We start from the raw sequence: 19727 nt of genomic DNA on the forward strand, positions 1-19727 counted from the left end.
TTATAAATTAAATATTTTATGTCAAATTCACGTCAATTTAAAATACTGGACTGTAGCTTAAGAGATGGTGGGTACTATACTAACTGGGATTTTGAAGAAGAATTGGTGGATACTTATTTAAAGGCTATGAATAATTTGCCTATAGATATTATTGAAATAGGATATAGATCTCCTACCAAAGAGAATTATGCCGGGGGGCATTTCTATTTACCCGATTTCCTTATTGATAGAATTAAAAAGCAAACCGATAAAAATCTGGCAATAATTCTAAATGAGAAGGATGTAGAAGCCAGTATTGCAGCGGAACTTATTAGTCCCTGTATAAATAAAATTAAATTGGTTCGGCTGGCTGTAGCTCCCCAAAATTTTGAACGGGGGATTGACCTTGCGACTAAAATAAAGGAGCTTGGCTTTGAGGTTGCCTTTAATTTGATGTATGCCAGTAAATGGGAGGAGGGATTTCCAAATATATCACAAATCAAATCCCTTAATAAAGTTTGTGATTATTTTTATGTAGTAGATTCTTATGGAGGCCTTTTCCCAGAGGATGTAAATAGGATTTTTAATTACATAAAAGCAGAACTTAAAATAGCTCTGGGTTTTCACGGTCATAATAACCTCGAGATGGCTCTGGTTAATACTTTAGAAGCGGCTAAATGCGGGGCAGATATACTTGATGCTACTATAGACGGGATGGGGAGGGGTGCAGGAAATTTAAAAACCGAGTTATTACTAAGTGTGCTTTACGAAAGAAGAATAGTAGATGTAAATTTTGATATTTTAAATGAGGTTCGTGAAACCTTTTTAAAACTTAAGCCTAAGTATAATTGGGGAACTAATCTCCCTTATATGGTTTCTGGAAGTTTTTCGCTACCACAAAATGAGGTGATGGAGCAAGTAAATAAAAGATATTTCTCATTAAATAATATTATCGATAAAGTAACTTTAAAGAAACCTACCAGGAAGTTTAATTTAAGTGCTTTTAAACCTTCAAATAAAACTCCAGAGGTATTAGTAGTTGGAGGGGGAAACTCGGTAGAGGTACATAAAACTGCTATAAGGGAATTTCTTCAGGCTAATCCTTCAATGCCCGTTATATTGGCAAGTTCTAAAAATTCTAATGTATTTGAGTATTTAAATAACCCGAATATACACTTAATTCCTGGAAAAGAATTGCAAAGGCTAAGGGATAAAATAAGTCAGGAGGAATTCAAAAAAAAGATTCTTATTGTTCCACCGGGGTTTAAATCTCCTGAGTATATTGAAAATATGAGTTTTTTTAGCTTACCGGAAGAAACAACCTATCATTTTCCAGATTCGGTTACTGAATATTGTTTAATAGTTGCAGAATTTTTTAAAGCTAAAAAAATTTTTCTTTCAGGTTATGACGGTTATGGTAATTTAATTAATAAAGCACAGCAGGAATTATTTGAGGAAAATGAGAGAGTTTTTAGCTTTTATAAAAGAGATAACTTAGAATTAATAGCATTAACCCCGAGCGAATATAGTGTCGAAAAATCTTCTATTTATTCATTCCTTTAATGAAGTATTCAATTTTTATACCGGTAAGAAGTGGTAGCCAAAGGGTGATCAAAAAGAATACTCGTGATTTTGCAGGAATAGAAGGTGGTCTTCTAAGCTTAAAATTAGCTCAGCTCACAAAGTTGCCGGAAAATTTTGAAATTGTAATTTCTACCAACGATGCTAAATGTTTTGAAATTACTAAGTCGTTTCAGGATAAGCTAAAAAATTTGAAACTTATTAAAAGATCGGATGAATTATGCAGATCTTCAACACCATTAATTGAATTGATTAAACATGCAGGGACGGTTTGTGCCGGAGACTTTATTCTATGGTCGCATGTAACTTCGCCATTTTGTGATACGGAAAACTATAAGACCGCAATTAATCAATATGAAAAAAGTTTGTCTGAAAATTATGATTCCCTGGTTTCCGGAAGGGATTATAAAGAGTTCCTTTTCGATAAAAATTCCGGAAAAATAGTAAATAATACAACCGGTTTAGATTGGCCGCGCACTCAGGATCTTCCCGATTGGTTTGAAATTAATAATGCAATATTCTTAACTTCGCGCCAAAATTTTCTTGAAGGAAATAGGATCGGAACCCACCCAATGCTACTTTCTCAAAATAAAATAGTTTCTTTCGATATAGATTATGAGGAGGATTTTACAATAGCAGAAGCGATATATGATAGGTTTTATAGGTAAATCGGTAATACTATGGGATTTTGATGGGGTGATCTTAGACTCTATGCCCGTACGTGAATATGGTTTTAAGAAAGTGCTTGAAAAATACCCACAAGAACAGGTAGAAGAGCTTTTAAATTATCATAATAAAAATGGAGGCTTATCCCGTTATGTGAAATTTCGCTATTTTTTTGAGCAGATTAGAAAGGAAGAATTGAAAGATGGCCAACTAAAGACCTTTACAGATTATTATTCTGAAATAATGCGAGAAAGATTGGTTTCCAAGAAAAATCTAATTTCAGAAAGTTTAGAATTTATCAAAAGAAATCTTGAGAAATATAATATGCACATCGTCTCTGGTTCTGATCGGGAAGAATTAAGGTTTCTCTGTAATAGCTTAGGAATTTCTGAATATTTTAAAACGATAAGTGGTTCACCAACTCCTAAAATTGAACTGGTAGCTGATTTATTGATAAAATATAATTATAATCTGAAAGAGGTTTGTTTAATTGGGGATTCTAAAAATGATTTCGAAGCGGCTAGACAAAACAAAATAGATTTTTATGGCTATAACAATACTGCATTGAGGGGTTTGGGAACAAAATATATAAAGGCTTTTACTTGAAACTAATAAAAACTTTTTATGCGCTAATTTTAATGTTATTATCCTTACGGATATTTAATAGTGAAAAGTATTTTAAGAATAAGCGGATAGCCATAGTTGGAGCCGCTGATTCTATTTTTGATGAGAAAAACGGAGATTTTATAGATTCCTACGATATTGTAATTAGAATTAATAAAGCTGCTCAGGTTTGGGAAGAAGAAAAAAGGGATTACTTAGGCTCGAAATTTACCTATCTATTTCATAGTTTTTATGAAAATAGTTATAGTGGAGGAGGGCCAATTGATTTTGATAAATTCAGTAATATGGGAATTGAAAAGTTGATCAACCCAAATTACACTTCAACAGGTCTAAAAACACATCTTAATTTTTATAAACGTCATTTAAAATCAAAAGAAACCTTCATTTTAGCTCCTCGTATAGCTCGAGAGATTAGAGAAAACATTCCAGTTTTTGTACCTACAGTGGGTTTTTCAGCTTTAATGGCCGTGTTGATGAGTGATTGTGAAGAAATATACATAACAGGTTTTACTTTTTTTAAAACTCCATACGCCAAAGGCTATCGGGAGGAATTAACCGATCCAAAAAAAAATGAAGCACATCTAAAGAAACAGGGAATTCACGATCCCGATCTTGAATTTAAGGCCTTTAAAAGGCAACTAAAGCTCACATCCTGTGAGAATGTGAAGATGGACAGAGCTTTAGAATCATTGATTTAGACTTGATCAAGTTATGAGGTTATTATATTATACTACATCTTATTATGCCAATCACGGGGGTAGCATTCAATCCATTGAATTCTATAAGCAATTGGATAATATACCAATGATAAAGGAAAAGGCTATTTTTCCACCAAAAGTAAAAAAAGAATTTAGGGTTGAGAATGAGAGTGGTGAAGGTTTAAAAAATAAACTTAAAGCAGTCTCACTATTTCAGGTTATTTTCTTCTTTCGAAGGAGTGAATTTTATATGAAAGCTTTGGAAGACAAAATTAGAAAGTTTGAGCCAGATGTTTTATTTATGCAAATTGACTCTAATTTTCTGCAGATTCATAAAATAAAAAATAATTTTCCCGATTTAAAAATATGTACCCAAATTAATGGATCGCCATTTGATGAACCTTTTAGGAATATAGCTTTTAAAAATAAATTTCAGAAACTACAACGTAAAGCTTATATAGAAGCCGATTTGAATATCTTTATATCAGATTATTCTCGAAGCTCCATAATGGGTGATAAATTAGATAAAATAAGGGATATCGTAATTCACAATGGAACTGATACCGAAAAATTTTTTCCGTTAAACAAAAAACAGAAATTAAGAAAAGAGCTTAATTATAATAAAGAATCTTTTATTATTGGATATATAGGTACTTTAGATCATCATAAAAAACTAGAAATTTTAATTCAGTCTTTCGCAGATCTAAAAACCCAATTTACCGATCTACAACTTGTTATTATTGGTGATGGCCCCGCAATGTCTAAATTACTATCCAAAGTATCTCAACTAAATTTGGAAGATAGTATTGAATTTCGTGGATGGATAAAACATGATGAGATTAACAAACATCTAAATTCCTTTGATCTTGCAGTGCATCATTATGCGAATACATATATGAATCCTTTAAAAATCTTTGAATATTTGTCAGCGGGTCTTCCGGTTATCGCTCCTAGAATTCCTTCGGTTGAAAAAATGTTCAAGGATGGAGAAGATTTATTGTTGACCTCACCTGATGAGAAAGAATTAAAGAAGCATTTATTCAACTTAATTACTGATGAGGATTTAAGAAAGAAACTTAGTAATAAACAACATTTAATTGCATCTATGGAAAGCAATTTTACCTGGAAAAAATACACCGAAAGAATTGTTGAGGCTATGGCGAATATTAAATAAATCTAGTACTCGTAGAAATAATTTTAATGAAAAAACTCATCCGCATAACTACCATTCCCTTATCACTTGAAAAACTCCTGGAAGGTCAGCTTACTTATATGAACCAGCATTACCAGGTAACTGCGATAGCTGCGGAAAAAGAACGTCTTGAAAAATATGGGGAAAATAATAAGGTAAATACTTTTTGGGTTGAAATGACCCGGGCGATTACTCCGGTACAGGATCTTAAAGCGGTTTGGAAACTCTACAATTTTTTTAAAAGAGAAAAACCTGAGATTGTTCATACGCATACTCCGAAAGCTGGAATTGTAGGAATGCTGGCGGCAAAAATGGCAGGAGTGCCTATTAGGTTACATACTGTTGCCGGTTTACCGCTCATGGAAACCACTGGGAATAAGCGAAAGATTTTAGATCAGGTTGAAAAATTCACCTATAAATTAGCCACCAAAGTTTACCCTAATTCCAGGGGCTTAAGGGATATTATTTTAAAAGAAGGTTTTGCAAAAGAAGATAAACTAAAAGTGCTTGGAAAAGGAAGTTCAAACGGAATTGATACTAAATATTTTGATCCTTTCCAGTTTGACGAAACCCAAAAGAAAAATAAAAGACAATCCCTTGGCATTCCTGAGGAAGATTTTATATTCATCTTTATAGGCCGCCTGGTTAGTGAAAAAGGTATAAATGAATTAGTAGATGCTTTTAAAAAGTTAAAAGAGCAACATCAAAATATTTCTCTTCTTTTAGTGGGGCCCTTTGAAAAAGAGTTGGATCCTTTAAAAGAAGAAACGTTTAAGGAAATTCAGCAAAATGAGAAAATATTGATAACCGGCTATCAGGAAGATGTCAGGCCTTATTTTGCGATTTCCGATGCGCTGGCATTTCCAAGTTATCGTGAAGGTTTTCCTAACGTGGTAATGCAAGCCGGGGCTATGAATTTACCGGCAATTGTTAGCGATATTAATGGTTGTAATGAAATTATTGTAGAAGGTGTGAATGGAGTCATTATTCCAGTGAAAAATACTTCAAAATTATTTAATGCTATGGAGTTATTTGTTGCTAACGAAAGTTACCTCGAAAGACTTTCGGCAAATTCGCGTGAGGAGATCTGTAAATACTATGAACGTAAGGAATTTTGGCAAATTTTGTTAAAGGAATACAAAAGCTTAGAAAAGGAATACATAAAGTCTTAATTTTGCAAAACCAAATTTGGCGTTCACAAATTCTCTAATTCCTCTATGTACAGGCACTTTTTAAAAAATTTACTGGATTTTTTTATTGCTTTTGCGGCATTATTAGTGCTTTGTCCGTTATTAATACCAATCACGGTTTTATTAGCTTTGGCCAATAAAGGGAAACCCTTTTTCTTTCAGAAAAGACCAGGGAAAAATGAACAGATTTTCAATATCATCAAGTTTAAAACAATGACTGATGAAAAAGACAAAGAAGGAAATTTGTTGCCTGACGATAAGCGTTTAACTGCTGTGGGAAAATTTGTTCGAAAAACATCTATAGATGAAATTCCTCAATTAGTAAATGTTTTAAAGGGTGACATGAGTTTAATAGGCCCCAGACCTTTACTACCACAATATTTATCTCTTTATTCTGAAAGACAAAAAAAACGTCACGAAGTGAAACCTGGAATTACCGGTTGGGCTCAGGTTAATGGCAGGAATGCGATTAGCTGGACCAGGAAATTTGAATATGATGTTTGGTATGTAGAAAATCTTTCTTTTGGCCTGGATTTAAGTATTATTTTCAAAACAATTAAAAAAGTTGTGATTTCTGAGGGAATAAATACCGCCAACATGGCTACCACAGAAGCTTTTAACGGAAAAAATTAAAGATGAATATTTACGGAGCCAGCGGTCATGGAAAAGTAGTTTTTGATATTCTAAAAAGTAGAAATATCAAGATAGATTCAATTTTTGATGATAATGATAAAATTGAAAAATTTCTTGGTTTTAAAGTTACTCACGAACCAAATAAAGAACAACTAAAAATACCTTCAGTTTTTGCAATTGGAAATAATGTGATTAGAAAGCAGGTGGCTTGTAGGTTTACCGGTTTGATTTCTGAAGCGGTAAGTCATTCTTCCGCAATTATTTCTGAAGATATTGAGTTTGGATTAGGTACGGTTATTATGCCAGGAGCTATTATTAATGCAGGAACTACAATTGGAAAACATTGTATTGTAAATTCCGGTGCGGTTGTTGAGCACGATGTGCAGCTTGAAGATTTTGTGCATATAGCACCAAATTCTGTGGTTACCGGGAACGTTAGTATAGGCGAAGGCACTCAGATAGGTGCAGGCGCTTCGGTTATACCCGGAATTAAAATTGGTAAATGGGCCTCGATTGGTGCAGGAGCCGTGATTGTAAAAGATATCCCAGATTTTGCCGTAGTGGTTGGAAATCCTGGAAAAATTATAAAATACCTGAATGAATAAAGATAAAATTTGGTTATCATCTCCACACATGGGCGGGAATGAGCAAAAATTCGTCAATGCAGCTTTCGAAGCGAACTGGGTGGCTCCTTTAGGACCTAATGTTAACGGGTTTGAAGAAGATATTAAAAAATATCTTTTTAAAAATTCATCAAATGAAGGCTCCGTTGCTGCTTTAAGTTCCGGGACTGCAGCCTTACATTTAGCTTTAATCATGTTAGGCGTTAAGCCGGGTGATGAGGTTTTATGCCAGAGTATGACCTTTGCGGCTTCAGCAAATCCGATAGCGTATTTGGGCGCAACACCTGTTTTTATAGATAGTGAGGAAAAAACTTTAAATCTATGCCCTAATCATTTGAAAAGAGCTATTGAGGATAGAATTTCAAAAGGAAAAAAACCAAAGGCAATTATCGCCGTACATTTATATGGGATGCCATATCAGGTAGATGAAATTAATAAAATTGCATCGGAGTTTGAAATTCCTGTTGTAGAAGATGCTGCAGAAGCGCTTGGTAGTACCTATAAAGGTAAGAATTGCGGGACTTTTGCTGAATATGCAATTCTTTCATTTAACGGGAACAAAATTATCACTACTTCTGGAGGTGGCGCATTGGTTAGTAAAACTCAGTCTGCAAAGGAAAAGGCTGTTTTCCTAGCAACGCAGGCTCGTGATGCTGCACCGCATTATCAACACAGTGAAATTGGATATAATTACCGTTTGAGTAATATTTCTGCAGGAATTGGACGTGGTCAGATGGAAGTTATTGATGACCGGGTGAATGCAAGGCGACAGATGCACAATTTTTATGTAGATTTGTTTTCTGAAATTGAAGGAGTTAAGGTCTATAGCGCCCCAAGTGATGATTATTTTTCTAATCATTGGTTAAGTGTTATAAGTCTTGATGAAAATGAGACAGGGGGAATAAATCGTGAAGATTTGCGTTTACATCTTGAAAAATTAAACATAGAGAGTAGGCCTTTGTGGAAACCTATGCATCTGCAACCGGTTTTTAAAAATGCTCCTTTTTACGGAAATGGAGTCGCAGAGAAATTGTTTGAAAATGGACTCTGCTTGCCTTCCGGTTCTAATTTGACTCAAGAAGAAAAATCCCGAATTAAAACCGGAATTCTTTCCTGTTTTAAAAAGTAGAATTTAATATAATTATGGGGAATAAAGTAAATAATGCATTGAGAAATATATTATCGGGTACCGATAATGCACTTGATCTAAGAAATATTAAATACCTTCCCAGGTGGGCCGTGTACTTAATAGATCTTTCTCTGGTAGCTATTTCTACCTTATTTACTGTTTTAATTGTTGTAGATCTAACGCCAAACTATTACACGGTGCTTAGTTTCTACGATAAAGCATTTATTATCATTGCGGTTCACGTTTTCTATTTTTATGTCTTCAAAACGTACGCAGGTATTATTCGCTACTCTTCTAATATAGATGCCTTAAAGCTTTTACTCGCCACGATTAGTTCTTTTATCACCTTGTTGATAATTAATTATATAGCGTTTTTCGTTATTGACCAAAAGTTATTTTTAGTTGGCGGGTTATTGATTAATTTATGTATTTCTTTTTCTTTACTCTTTCTATTTAGATTAGGAGTAAAGCAGATTTATGAATATTTTAAATTGGTAAGTAGGGACGAGGATATTCTAAATGCTGTTATTTTGGGATCTGATGAAAATGCAATTTCTATAGCAGGTGCCCTGGATATCGAAATTCCGCGAAGATTTAAGATCGTTGGATTTTTAACCAATGAGAGACATAATAAAAGTATTAGACTTCTGGATAAACCTGTTATTAATTATTCAGCTGAAATTCACAAAGCGGTAGAATCGGTAAACGCTGAAGCTGTCATCCTTTCGGAAAATAGCTTTACAGCCGAAGAAAAATTTAATTTCGTTAAGGACTGTCTAGAAAACGATATCAAAGTTTTTAATGCACCAATTATCTCTACCTGGGGAGAGGATACTCAACCTATTGCAAAGAAGGTGAAATCACTTCAAATTGAGGACCTTTTAGAGCGAGAGCCTATTAAACTCAATCCTGAAAATAAGATTGAACAATTAACCGGAAAATCTATTTTGGTCACGGGCGGGGCAGGCTCTATTGGTAGCGAGATTGTAAGACAGGTAGCACAATATAATCCGAAAAAGTTAATAATTCTTGACCAGGCTGAAACTCCATTACATTCTTTAAGCCTTGAGATCAATGCTAAATTCCCAGAGCTTAGCTGTAAATTTATAATTTGTGATGTTGGTAACTTTAAGCGATTAGAGCTCATGTTCCAAAATCAACAAATTGATGTAGTTTATCATGCCGCAGCATATAAGCACGTTCCTTTAATGGAAGAAAATCCGCACGAAGCTGTTTTTGTAAATATACAGGGAACAAAAAATCTAGCCGATCTTTCTTTAAAATATAAGGTTTCACATTTTGTAATGGTTTCGACCGATAAAGCTGTGAATCCAAGTAATGTGATGGGAGCCTCTAAAAGAGCTGCTGAAATGTATGTTCAGTCACTTTATCACTCAATGGTGAAGGATGATCAAAATACTACTAAATTTATCACTACCCGATTTGGAAATGTTCTTGGTTCTAATGGTTCTGTAGTGCCTTTATTCAAAAAGCAAATTGAAAAAGGTGGCCCGGTGACTATTACTCATCCAGATATTATAAGATATTTCATGACTATCCCTGAGGCCTGTCAGCTGGTATTAGAAGCAGGTGCTATGGGGAAAGGTGGAGAAATTTTTATTTTCGATATGGGAGAACCGGTAAAAATTATGGATTTGGCCATAAAAATGATTAAACTTGCCGGTTATGATCCAAATAAAAATATTAAAGTGAAAATAACGGGACTTAGACCCGGTGAAAAACTTTATGAGGAGTTGCTGAATGATGAGTGTAAAACGCTTCCTACACATCATAAAAAGATCATGATAGGCCAGGAAGTAGTTCGGGATCATGAATTGATTAAAGAAAGAATAGAAAAGATCATAAAATCTGCTAACTCATTAAAGGCAGATAAAATGGTTAGTAAACTAAAAGTACTTATTCCAGAATTTAAGAGTAATAATTCTCTATTTGAAAGTCTGGATAATAAAGAAGAAGTAATAAGTGAATAAAAATAACTGCATGTTCAAATTAATTGGGAGGCTGGGATGGTTTCTTGTTTTAAGTATTATTGTTTCCAGCTGTGCCACCAAAGATGATGTGGTCTATTTTGACAACGCAAATAGTCTTGAAGGCAAAGAAAATCTTTTAGATTATGAGCCGAGAATTGAGCGCAATGATGTATTAAGAATTAATGTTTCATCTTCTTCTGTCAACGAAGAAATTGTTGCTCCATTTCAAATGAACCAACAGGGCCAGCAAGGAAGTGGTGGAGGGGGTAATCAAAACCTTTCGCTCACGGGGTATTTGGTTAGTCCCCAAGGAACTATTAATTTTCCTGTTCTCGGTACAGTGGAAGTAGAAGGTTTAAGCCGAACAGAGATACAGCAAAAGCTACAGGAGCAAATTGCGGAATATGTGCGTAACCCTGTGGTGGATGTTAGGATTGTAAACTTTAGCGTTACTATTTTAGGGGAAGTAGGTTCTCCAGGGAGAGTTCAAATTACCGATGGACGTTTAACCATGCCGGAGCTTATTGCCATGAGTGGCGATATTACTTACAATGGAAGGCGTAAAAATATCAAGATAATTCGCGAAGTAGATGGTGTTAAAACTGTGGGATATATTGATATGACCGAATCAAATCTTTTTGATAGTCCGTTTTTCTATTTAAAGCAAAACGATTTAGTATATGTTGAGCCAACCTATAGAGCAGTTAAATCAGCCGGGTTTTTTACGAGTTATCAGGGTATAATTTCAGTAGGTACAACTATAATTAGTCTTTACTTTTTAATCAATAGTCTTTAAATGGAAGAATTAAACGACTTCACCGAAGAAAAAGGAGAATCTACCTTTGATTTAAAAGCAGAGATTTTTAAGTACCTGGCCTATTGGAAATGGATTATCCTGGGCTTTCTTATTGGAGGATTATTAGCTTACCTCTATAATAGATACACAATTCCTAAATACCATACCGAAGCTACAATGATGATTGTAGACGATCAGGAAAAAAATGCAATGAGTGCTACACCATCTGGAGGCGGAGCTATTTTTTCTTTGGAAGACGATGGTATTCAAAATCATATTGAAAAATTAAAATCCAAACAGCTTGTAGAAAGTGTAGTTAATGAATTAAATCATAATATTAGTTACTTTATAGAGGGAAATGTAATTACAATTGAAGCTTATAAATCGAGCCCAGTTTTAATTGAATTCATAACTTCCGATAGTATAATTCACGAGGTCTCCAAAAATTTAGTAGTTACTCCTACCTCAGATACCTCTTTTAGACTTGAAGATGAAGGCAGTCAGTATTCAGAAAAGCATAATATTGGGGAGTTAATTAATTTAGATAATATTCAGTTCACTATATTACCCAAATCGGGTGAGGAAGAAGGAACTTTTAGGAGAACTAGTTCTGTGCATATAAAAGTTCAGCCGGTAAGGACGGTAGCTGCAGAGTATATTTCAAAATTGCAAATTGCTCAAAAGGGACAGGCGAAAGATATTCTTACTTTAGGTCTTGTACAAGAAAACAGTGAGAAATCTGAAGACTTCCTAAATAAACTAATGGAACGTTTTAATGAGGAAGGTATTGTAGATAAACAGGAAGTCGCAGAGAATACTACAAAATTTATCCAGGATAGACTGGAAATGATTACCACCGAACTTGATTCTGTTGAAGTTGGGATTGCTGATTTCAAGAGACAGAATCGTTTAATGGATATTTCAAGTGGAGCTTCAGAGTTTCAATCAAAATTCTCAGCGGCAGAACAGGAAATATTCACTCTTGAAACAGAACTTTCTCTTTTAGAATCTATTGAAGAAGTGTTAAGAAATCAGGGAAACTATACGTTATTACCTGAAGTAGGTATAAATGAAGGTGGTGTTTCAGGGTTGATTAACTCTTATAATGCGCTAGTAATGGAGCGCAATATGTACCTGAAAGGAGGTACAGAGAAAAATCCATTAGTTGAGACAATTACAGAGCAACTTGATAGTTTACGTGAAAATTTATACGAAAATATCGAAAGTACGAGACGATCGATAAATGTAAGATTACGAGAACTCAATCAAAGAGAAAATGTTGCAGAAGGACAATTTAGTAATTTCCCAGGGCTTGAGAAGGGAATGCGTAGTATTCAACGACAACAGGAAATTAAGGAACAACTTTATTTGTTTCTTCTGCAAAGAAGAGAAGAAGCGGCTATTTCTTTTGCAGCTACTGCCTCTGTAGCTCGTGTAATTGACGCCGCATTTACAAACAATGCCCCGGTAGATCCAAAGCCCTGGCTTATATTAGTTGGTGGTTTTTTAATAGGTTTAATTATTCCAATTCTCATCATATTTCTTAAAAATATGATGGATACTAAAGTTCATCATAAAGGAGAATTGCAAAGTTTAATAAAACATGTGCCTTTTATTGGGGAAGTTCCAAGGATCAACAAAGATCAAAGCGAGCAGATTGAACTAAACGATCGTTCACCTTTAGCAGAATCTTTTCGAATTTTAAGAACCAACCTGGCTTATCTTATTCAGAATAAAGATAAGGAGCGTGGCGAAGTTATTTTTATTACCTCTACAATTAAAGGGGAGGGAAAGACTTTTGTTTCTTATAATATGGCCAGGACTTTAGCTAGTACTGGCAAAAAAGTTCTTTTAATTGGTGCTGATATTAGAAACCCGAAATTACATCGCTATGCTGATGTAACTGCTGGTGAAAAAGGCTTATCAGATTATTTATACGATTTTGAAGTAACCGAAGATAAAATTATTTCTAAAGAACAAAGTGGAAGTATTAAAATGGATATGGTACTTTCTGGGCCAATCCCACCCAACCCTGCTGAGTTATTGATGAACGATCGTATGGAGCAACTTATAAACTATGCCTCAAAAGCTTATGACTATGTTTTGGTAGATACCGCACCAACCATGATTGTGACTGATACGCTGCTCATTAGTCCACTGGCTGATACTACTTTGTATGTAGTTAGAGCAGAATTCACTGATAAGAAAATGCTAGATTTCCCTAAAGAACTAAAACAACAAGGGAAGGTTAAGAGTCCGGCGATTATTTTAAACGATGTGGATTATTCCAAATTCTCTTATGGAGCTAAATACGGTTATTCTTATGGCTATGGCTACGGCTATGGTGCAGATAAAGAATCTCGTTGGCAAAGAATTAAGAACAGTATGAGAGGTAAGAAAAATTAAATAGCTACTTTTTCTGAATTAAAAAATCCAAAGCTTTGTTTTAGATAAATAAAGCTTTGGATTTTTTAATTACTGGCTCAATTAATTGAAGCTGTTTTTTCTTCAGTTTTATATTTCCAATTTTCTCCAAATGTTCCAGTCGGTGAGCGTCGCTACTTATAAAATCTATCATTCCGTTTTCTAGAAGCTCATAGGCTTTCTTTTGCATTCCACTTCCATAGTGAGGGGTAAGGGATAGCATATTTAGTTGAAAACTACAGCCTCGCGCCTTTAGATCTTCATATTTATTAAGATTACTGCCGTGGTAAAAAGCGTAACGCTCGGGATGAGCCAATATGGGTTTCAGGTTCCTGTTTTGAATTTTAAATAATATTTCGGCTAGATTAATTGGCGCCTGGAAATAGGACATTTCTACCAGAACATAATTATCTACTACGTTTAATACATTTTCCTTTTCCAACTGATCTATTAAAAACTGGTCCATCATATACTCACCGGCTGCTTTAATAGTATTTCCGTCAGGTAAAACTTTCTTTACACTTTCTAAAGCTGGAATAATAGTCTCAGGAGTATTTGGGTAAAACTCACCCATTACGTGGGGGCTGGCGATGAAATTAGTAACCCCAAATTCATTAAATTTCCTAATCATTTCCACACTATCTTCTGTGCTTTTAGCTCCATCATCAATACCGGGCAATAAATGATTATGGAAATCGGTGAAACCTTCCAGTAAATCGGCTAAAAAAAATTTTTTCTGAAAAATGGATAGCATTTCTAAGTTTTAGATGCATAAAATTACATATTTTTAAATCGAATTAAGCATATTCCAATTGTCTTAACGCCTACTTATGAAACAATTTCTACTTTCAGTTTTATTTTTTTTGATATTTTTTTCTCTCAACGCTCAACAAATAGATTTTCGGGGGAATGTAAATACAACCGGTTTGATCTACAGCGAAGAAAATTCCCCTTTTTGGTTGCATACCAATCAAAGGGGGCGAATAGATGAGCTCACCAATTTTTCGGGACTAATTAGTGCTTCTGGAACTTACCACCTTTCTGAAACTTCTAATTTAGAAATTGGGTTAGGAGCTATTTACCAGGATGGTTATAGTAATAAACTTCAGTTAGATGAGGCTTACCTGGCTTTTAATAATTCCTGGTTGGGAATTGTTGCCGGTCGCAAACAACGCAAAGAATTATATCGTGGATTAAGTGCTACCAATCAAAGTGTTTTATGGTCTTTAAATGCAAGACCGCTTCCTGGAATTAGATTTTTCACTAAGCGTCCTATATTTTTTAAAGATAACCGCGGACTCGGTTTTGAAGCATCCCTTGAGGAATATTTTATGGACGATGAGCGATTTGTTGAGAACACACGTATTCATCATAAAAGCTTTCATTTAGTCTATAAATCTTCACCTCGTTTTCAAATTTCAGCGGGTTTAAGACATTTTGTACAATGGGGTGGTACACATCCTGATTTTGGTGATTTGCCTTCCGATTTTGAAGCCTATACTCGAGTGGTGACTGGGAGAGGCGTAGGAGAAGATACCGGGGATAATATTTCGGAACAGGAAATTAATGGTTTGGGGAACCACCTGGGGAGTTACGAGATAAACATTAAAACCATTTTAGCTAATTATAATGTTGAAATAATTTATAATCATTTATTTGAAGATGGATCAGGAAGTGTTCTTAGAAACACACCTGATGGTAGATATGGGTTATATATTGAAGATCCAATAGCTCCTGTAGATTCCTGGATTCAGGCGGTTATGTATGAGTTTTACTACACTAAAAATCAAAGTAAAAATACACCTACATCAGATGGGGAGGATAATTATTTTAATAATAACCTTTATCGCTCTGGCTGGACATACGAAAATAGAGTGCTTGGGCTCCCGTTTATCACGCTTGGGCCCGACAGATTTAGAATAACCAATAATAAAATTCTTGCCCATCATATAGGTTTGAACGGGATGGCTTTTAAGAAAGTTCCATATAGGTTCTTAGGTAGTTTCAGAAAAAATTATGGGGGTAAAGGCAGTAGCAATGTTAATGGAGATCAGGTAATTTCAACTTATCTGGATCTTAAACTTTTAAAGAATATAATTGATCTAAATCTTCAGTTGGGGGCTGATTTTAGTGAAATTGAAGGGCCTAATTTTGGTGCCGGAATTTCTCTTTCCAAATCATTTCTATAAAAAGTATTAGCAATTTTAAACTTCACTTATGAAGCAAATAGCTATCCCGATTTTAAAAATAGATTATAATTTTCAAATTTTAAGCTGGAACCCTTCAGCAGAAGACTTTTTAAAGGAAAATTTTGATATACAATTAAAATCAAAAATAAATATCGATACTGTTTTTCCTGAATCTCTTTCCAAAAACTTTAAAACCAATTTTAAAAACAATGAAGGTTTCTTTTATCGCACATTTACTTTCTCAAAAATAAGCAATATTGAAATATCTTGCAGTCCATCTTTAAATTCAGCTGGAGAAGTGACCGATTTCTCGATTTGTTTAAAATTAGTCACTATAAAAGAAACTGCTTCCCCAGAAAATATTATTCAATTAAGGAATATTCTTGAAAATTCCTCTCTAGCAATTTTTTTGTCTGATCCGAAAGGTTTTGTTATTGATGTGAATAAAGCAGCTTGCAATATGTTTGGTTACTCTTATAAAGAGTTTAAGAAATTAAAAAGAGAAGATATAATGCTTGACAATCCTGACTTAAAAAAAGCTGTGATTCAAAGAAACAAAACGGGGGAATTGCGAAGTGAATTAACGGGAATTAGAAAAAATGGTAAATTGTTCCCTTGTGAAGTACATTCGGTTATCTATACAAATAATTATGGTGAGAAAAGAACCAGTACGGCAATAGTTGATATTTCAAGTCGAAAAAAGCAGGAATTAATTGCCGAAAACAGCAAACTGGCTTTTCAATCTTTATTCGATCATAATCCATATCCTGTTTATTCCTTTGACCTAAAAGGAAATTTTACTAGCATAAATAGAAGCGCATTAAAACTTGGTGAGGGTTCACGTGAGGAAGCCTTGAGAACAAACTTTTTATCTTTGATTCCCTCTTATGATCAGGCAAGGGTTGGCGATTATTTCATGAAGGCAGTTTCAGGTCAGGTACAGCATTACCAAACCAAGTTTATTAGTCTTCAGGGCAATCAAAGAACAGTTCAGGTAACTAATTTTCCTATTTATATAAATAATGAAATAGTTGGTGTTTACGGGATTGCCAAAGATATTACCAAACAGGTAAACATTGAGCAAAAACTTAGGGAAGAACGAAATATGTTTCGTGCAATTATAGATTATATTCCCGATCATATCTTTGTGGTAAATGAGATGCATGAAACTATCCTCACTAATTTTAGTTTTTACAAAAATTATCTTGGAGTTAAGAATGAACAGGAGAGTTTGGGTTTAATTGCTTCCGATTATTTTCCGAAGCAGGAGGCTCAGAAAATTATGAAAGATAATACCCGGGTTATGGAAAAAGGAGTTCCGGTGATTAACCGGGGCGATATTGTGCAAAATTTTGACGGTAGAAAAGATTATACACTTCTAACCAAAGTGCCTTTTAAATTTGGAGATAATAAAAAAGGGCTGGTAGGTATTTCAAGAAATATTACGGAAATAAGGGAAAAAGAAGAAGCTTTAGAAAAGCTGAATAAGGAGCTTAAAAAACACGCCGAAGAACTCGCGCTGTCTAATAAGGAACTGGAACAGTTTGCATATATCGCTTCTCACGATCTTCAGGAACCACTTAGAATGGTGACTAGTTTTATTTTTCAGCTTAAGAAGAAATACGAAAGTCAGTTAGACGAAAAGGCGCAGCAATATATCTATTTCGCGCACGATGGGGCCACCAGAATGCGCCAAATAATATTAGACCTTTTAGAGTATTCAAGAGTAGGTAGAGCAGAATATAAGCTAAGCCTGGTTAACCTTACCAACCTGATTTCAGATGTTTTATTACTTCAAAAGAAATGTATAGAAGAAAAGAAAGCTGAAATTAAAGTTAATACACTTCCAAATTTAGAAGCCGAGGAGCCGCTTTTAAGACAATTATTTTCAAACCTAATTGGAAATGCTTTAAAATATGATTCAAAAGAGCGTAATCCCAAAATTGAAATTTCTGCTATTGAAAAAGAAGAATATTGGGAGTTTGAAATTAGCGATAATGGGATAGGTATAGAAGAGGAATTTAAAGATAAGATTTTTGAAATTTTCCAACGCTTACATCAGCGAAGTGAATATGAGGGTACCGGTATTGGTTTGGCAATATGTAAAAAGATTTTAGATAATTTTGGCGGTGAGATTTGGGTGCAGTCTAAATATGGAGTGGGTAGCAGTTTTTATTTTACGATCCCAAAACAATTTTAGTATATTTACTCGCGTAGAAACTAACAATAGTGCGTTTTTTAAAATAATTTAAATGAGAAAAAACTCCGGGGAATTAAAAGTCTTAGTTATTGAAGATAACCCTGGTGATTTTATGCTTATAGAAGATTATCTGTCTGAAGAACATAATGCGCTAGACCTCCAACGTGCCGATACTTTTAAATCGGCAAAATACATTCTCCAGTCCACCCGTAACTTTGATACTATTCTACTCGATTTATCGCTACCAGATATTAAAGATGCCGAGATACTTGTAAAAGAAATTTTAGTGCTTTCTAACGGGGCACCAGTAGTTGTACTAACCGGCTATACAAATAAAGATTATGGTATGAAAACCCTTTCCTGGGGAGTGTCTGACTATTTATTGAAGGATGAAATTAACGCTTCAAATCTTTCAAAAAGCATCCATTATAGTATGGAGCGGAAAAAGGTGCAGCGACAACTTTATGAATCTGAAGAAAAATACCGAACTCTTTTTGATTCCAGCCCTTTGCCTATGTGGGTTTTAGATCGGAACAGTCTTGAATTTTTAAGTGTAAATCAAGCTGCAATTGAATTGTATGGCTATTCCCAGGAAGAATTTTTAAAAATGACGGTTAGAGATCTATGGGCCGAGGATGAAGATAGAATTGAAAAAATTGTGGAAGACAATTTTCATGACTTTTTCAATGTTAAGGTTAAGCATTATACCAAAAACGGACAATCTCTTTTTATAGATGTTCAAAGTAATCCTATTATCTTTGGTGGGCGTGAAGCAAGGGTTACCCTGGCGCATAATATAACAGAAAGACTTAAGGCTGAAGAAAAATTAAGACACAGCCAGCAGCGTTTTAAAGCGTTGGTGCAGGATGGTAGTGACCTAATTAGTATTTTAGATGAAAATTTTCATTATGCTTATGTAAGTCCCAGTGCCAGAAATATTTTAGGTGTAAATCCTGAAAGACTTGAAGGTACAGATGCATTTCAGTTTATACATAGAGATGATCGTCATCTTATAGAGGATCAAATAGAGTTTATTGGTAAAGTTAAGTCACTGCAGTTGCCTTCTTATCGCTATAAAGACGGTAAAGGGAACTGGCGATGGCTGGAAACTATTATCAGTGATTTAAGAGACGATCCTTCTGTAAACGGATTGGTTGCAACGTCAAGGGATATTACCAGTTTCAAAATGCAGGAGAAAGAATTGCGTGAAAGTCTGGAACGCTACGATATAGTAGCGAAAGCTACCAGTGACTTAATCACCGATTATAATATTGAGCAGGATAATTTTCAGTTTAGCAACGCTATCTATGATATTTTTGGATATTCCCAGCAAGAATCTGGAGTTTCGAGAGATTGGTGGAAAGAAAAGATTCATTCAGAAGATCAATTTCGTGTACTTGAGGCTACTAAAGGAATTTACGATAGGAATCAAAAATTATTAAAGATAGAATACCGCTTCAAATGTGCTGATGGAAATTATAAATATATTCTGGATCGTAGTTATGTAATTACCGATGCCGCAGGGAAACCATCACGAATCATTGGTTCTGTACAGGATATTACCGAAAGGCGAAAATATATAAATGCCATAGAACGTAGTAATGAGCGGCTTAGAGAAATTGCCTGGACGCAATCTCACGTGGTTAGAGCGCCTTTAGCACGAATTATGGGTTTAATAGATTTACTGAAAACTCAAAGAAATAACCTTGATAATATTGATGATATTATAGATAATATCTTAAATTCGTCTGAAGAGCTTGATAAGGTAATTAGAAAAATTACCAACAAAACTGAAGAAGAGCTGTAAGCCTT

The 19727-nt window shown here is 34.5% G+C and carries 16 protein-coding genes; 15 read left to right on the forward strand and 1 reads right to left on the reverse strand.

Translation table 11 applies throughout. The features are described from left to right. Positions 1-18: 18 nt before the first annotated feature. Genes FG27_RS16385 through FG27_RS16440 form a run of 12 tightly spaced genes read left to right on the forward strand, consistent with a single transcriptional unit; the run spans position 19 to position 13508 of the window. The gene (locus tag FG27_RS16385; RefSeq protein ID WP_037321024.1) at positions 19-1542 is read left to right on the forward strand and encodes an aldolase catalytic domain-containing protein; all 1524 of its coding nucleotides are present in this window, start codon (positions 19-21) and stop codon (positions 1540-1542) included. Further along, positions 1542-2228, forward strand: a complete 687-nt coding sequence (locus tag FG27_RS16390) for a cytidylyltransferase domain-containing protein (RefSeq protein ID WP_037321026.1) — start codon at positions 1542-1544, stop codon at positions 2226-2228. The genes FG27_RS16385 and FG27_RS16390 overlap by 1 nt, the downstream gene beginning before the upstream one ends. Then, positions 2209-2832: an HAD family hydrolase gene (locus FG27_RS16395; RefSeq protein ID WP_037321029.1), complete on the forward strand. Its 624-nt coding sequence runs from the start codon at positions 2209-2211 to the stop codon at positions 2830-2832. The genes FG27_RS16390 and FG27_RS16395 overlap by 20 nt, the downstream gene beginning before the upstream one ends. Further along, positions 2829-3548: a glycosyltransferase family 29 protein gene (locus FG27_RS16400; RefSeq protein WP_037321032.1), complete on the forward strand. Its 720-nt coding sequence runs from the start codon at positions 2829-2831 to the stop codon at positions 3546-3548. The genes FG27_RS16395 and FG27_RS16400 overlap by 4 nt, the downstream gene beginning before the upstream one ends. Before the next feature lie 13 nt (positions 3549-3561). Continuing rightward, positions 3562-4722 (forward strand): glycosyltransferase family 4 protein, encoded by a 1161-nt coding sequence (locus FG27_RS16405; RefSeq protein WP_037321035.1) that lies wholly within the window; start codon positions 3562-3564, stop codon positions 4720-4722. A 26-nt stretch (positions 4723-4748) separates the two neighbouring features. Beyond that, on the forward strand, positions 4749-5912 hold the full coding sequence (locus FG27_RS16410) for a glycosyltransferase family 4 protein (RefSeq protein ID WP_037321037.1): 1164 nt from the start codon (positions 4749-4751) through the stop codon (positions 5910-5912). Positions 5913-5957: 45 nt separating this feature from the next. Further along, entirely contained in the window at positions 5958-6563 is a 606-nt protein-coding gene (locus tag FG27_RS16415; RefSeq protein ID WP_037321040.1) for a sugar transferase, read from the forward strand. Positions 6564-6565: 2 nt separating this feature from the next. Beyond that, complete coding sequence (locus FG27_RS16420; RefSeq protein WP_037321042.1) at positions 6566-7168, forward strand: acetyltransferase; 603 nt, start codon at positions 6566-6568, stop codon at positions 7166-7168. After that, complete coding sequence (locus FG27_RS16425; protein ID WP_037321044.1) at positions 7161-8315, forward strand: DegT/DnrJ/EryC1/StrS aminotransferase family protein; 1155 nt, start codon at positions 7161-7163, stop codon at positions 8313-8315. Before FG27_RS16420 ends, FG27_RS16425 begins: the two co-directional genes overlap by 8 nt. A gap of 14 nt (positions 8316-8329) precedes the next feature. Next, entirely contained in the window at positions 8330-10306 is a 1977-nt protein-coding gene (locus tag FG27_RS16430; RefSeq protein ID WP_037321046.1) for a nucleoside-diphosphate sugar epimerase/dehydratase, read from the forward strand. 10 nt (positions 10307-10316) lie between these two features. After that, the gene (locus tag FG27_RS16435; protein WP_037322404.1) at positions 10317-11102 is read left to right on the forward strand and encodes a polysaccharide biosynthesis/export family protein; all 786 of its coding nucleotides are present in this window, start codon (positions 10317-10319) and stop codon (positions 11100-11102) included. Beyond that, positions 11103-13508: a tyrosine-protein kinase family protein gene (locus FG27_RS16440; RefSeq protein WP_037321048.1), complete on the forward strand. Its 2406-nt coding sequence runs from the start codon at positions 11103-11105 to the stop codon at positions 13506-13508. 40 nt (positions 13509-13548) lie between these two features. Here FG27_RS16440 and FG27_RS16445 read toward each other — a convergent pair whose 3' ends face one another. Further along, positions 13549-14280 (reverse strand): tyrosine-protein phosphatase, encoded by a 732-nt coding sequence (locus FG27_RS16445; RefSeq protein ID WP_037321050.1) that lies wholly within the window; start codon positions 14278-14280, stop codon positions 13549-13551. Positions 14281-14452: 172 nt separating this feature from the next. Between FG27_RS16445 and FG27_RS16450 the strand changes: the two genes are divergently transcribed. Genes FG27_RS16450 through FG27_RS18795 form a run of 3 tightly spaced genes read left to right on the forward strand, consistent with a single transcriptional unit; the run spans position 14453 to position 19722 of the window. Continuing rightward, on the forward strand, positions 14453-15715 hold the full coding sequence (locus tag FG27_RS16450) for a capsule assembly Wzi family protein (RefSeq protein WP_231563343.1): 1263 nt from the start codon (positions 14453-14455) through the stop codon (positions 15713-15715). Between the two features lie 28 nt (positions 15716-15743). Further along, positions 15744-17915, forward strand: coding sequence for a PAS domain S-box protein (locus FG27_RS18790; protein WP_051935905.1), 2172 nt, complete (start codon positions 15744-15746; stop codon positions 17913-17915). 52 nt (positions 17916-17967) lie between these two features. Then, the gene (locus FG27_RS18795; RefSeq protein WP_051935906.1) at positions 17968-19722 is read left to right on the forward strand and encodes a PAS domain S-box protein; all 1755 of its coding nucleotides are present in this window, start codon (positions 17968-17970) and stop codon (positions 19720-19722) included. Positions 19723-19727: the final 5 nt, after the last annotated feature.

It is taken from the genome of Salegentibacter sp. Hel_I_6, from assembly GCF_000745315.1.
In the GTDB taxonomy this organism is placed as follows: Bacteria; Bacteroidota; Bacteroidia; order Flavobacteriales; family Flavobacteriaceae; genus Salegentibacter.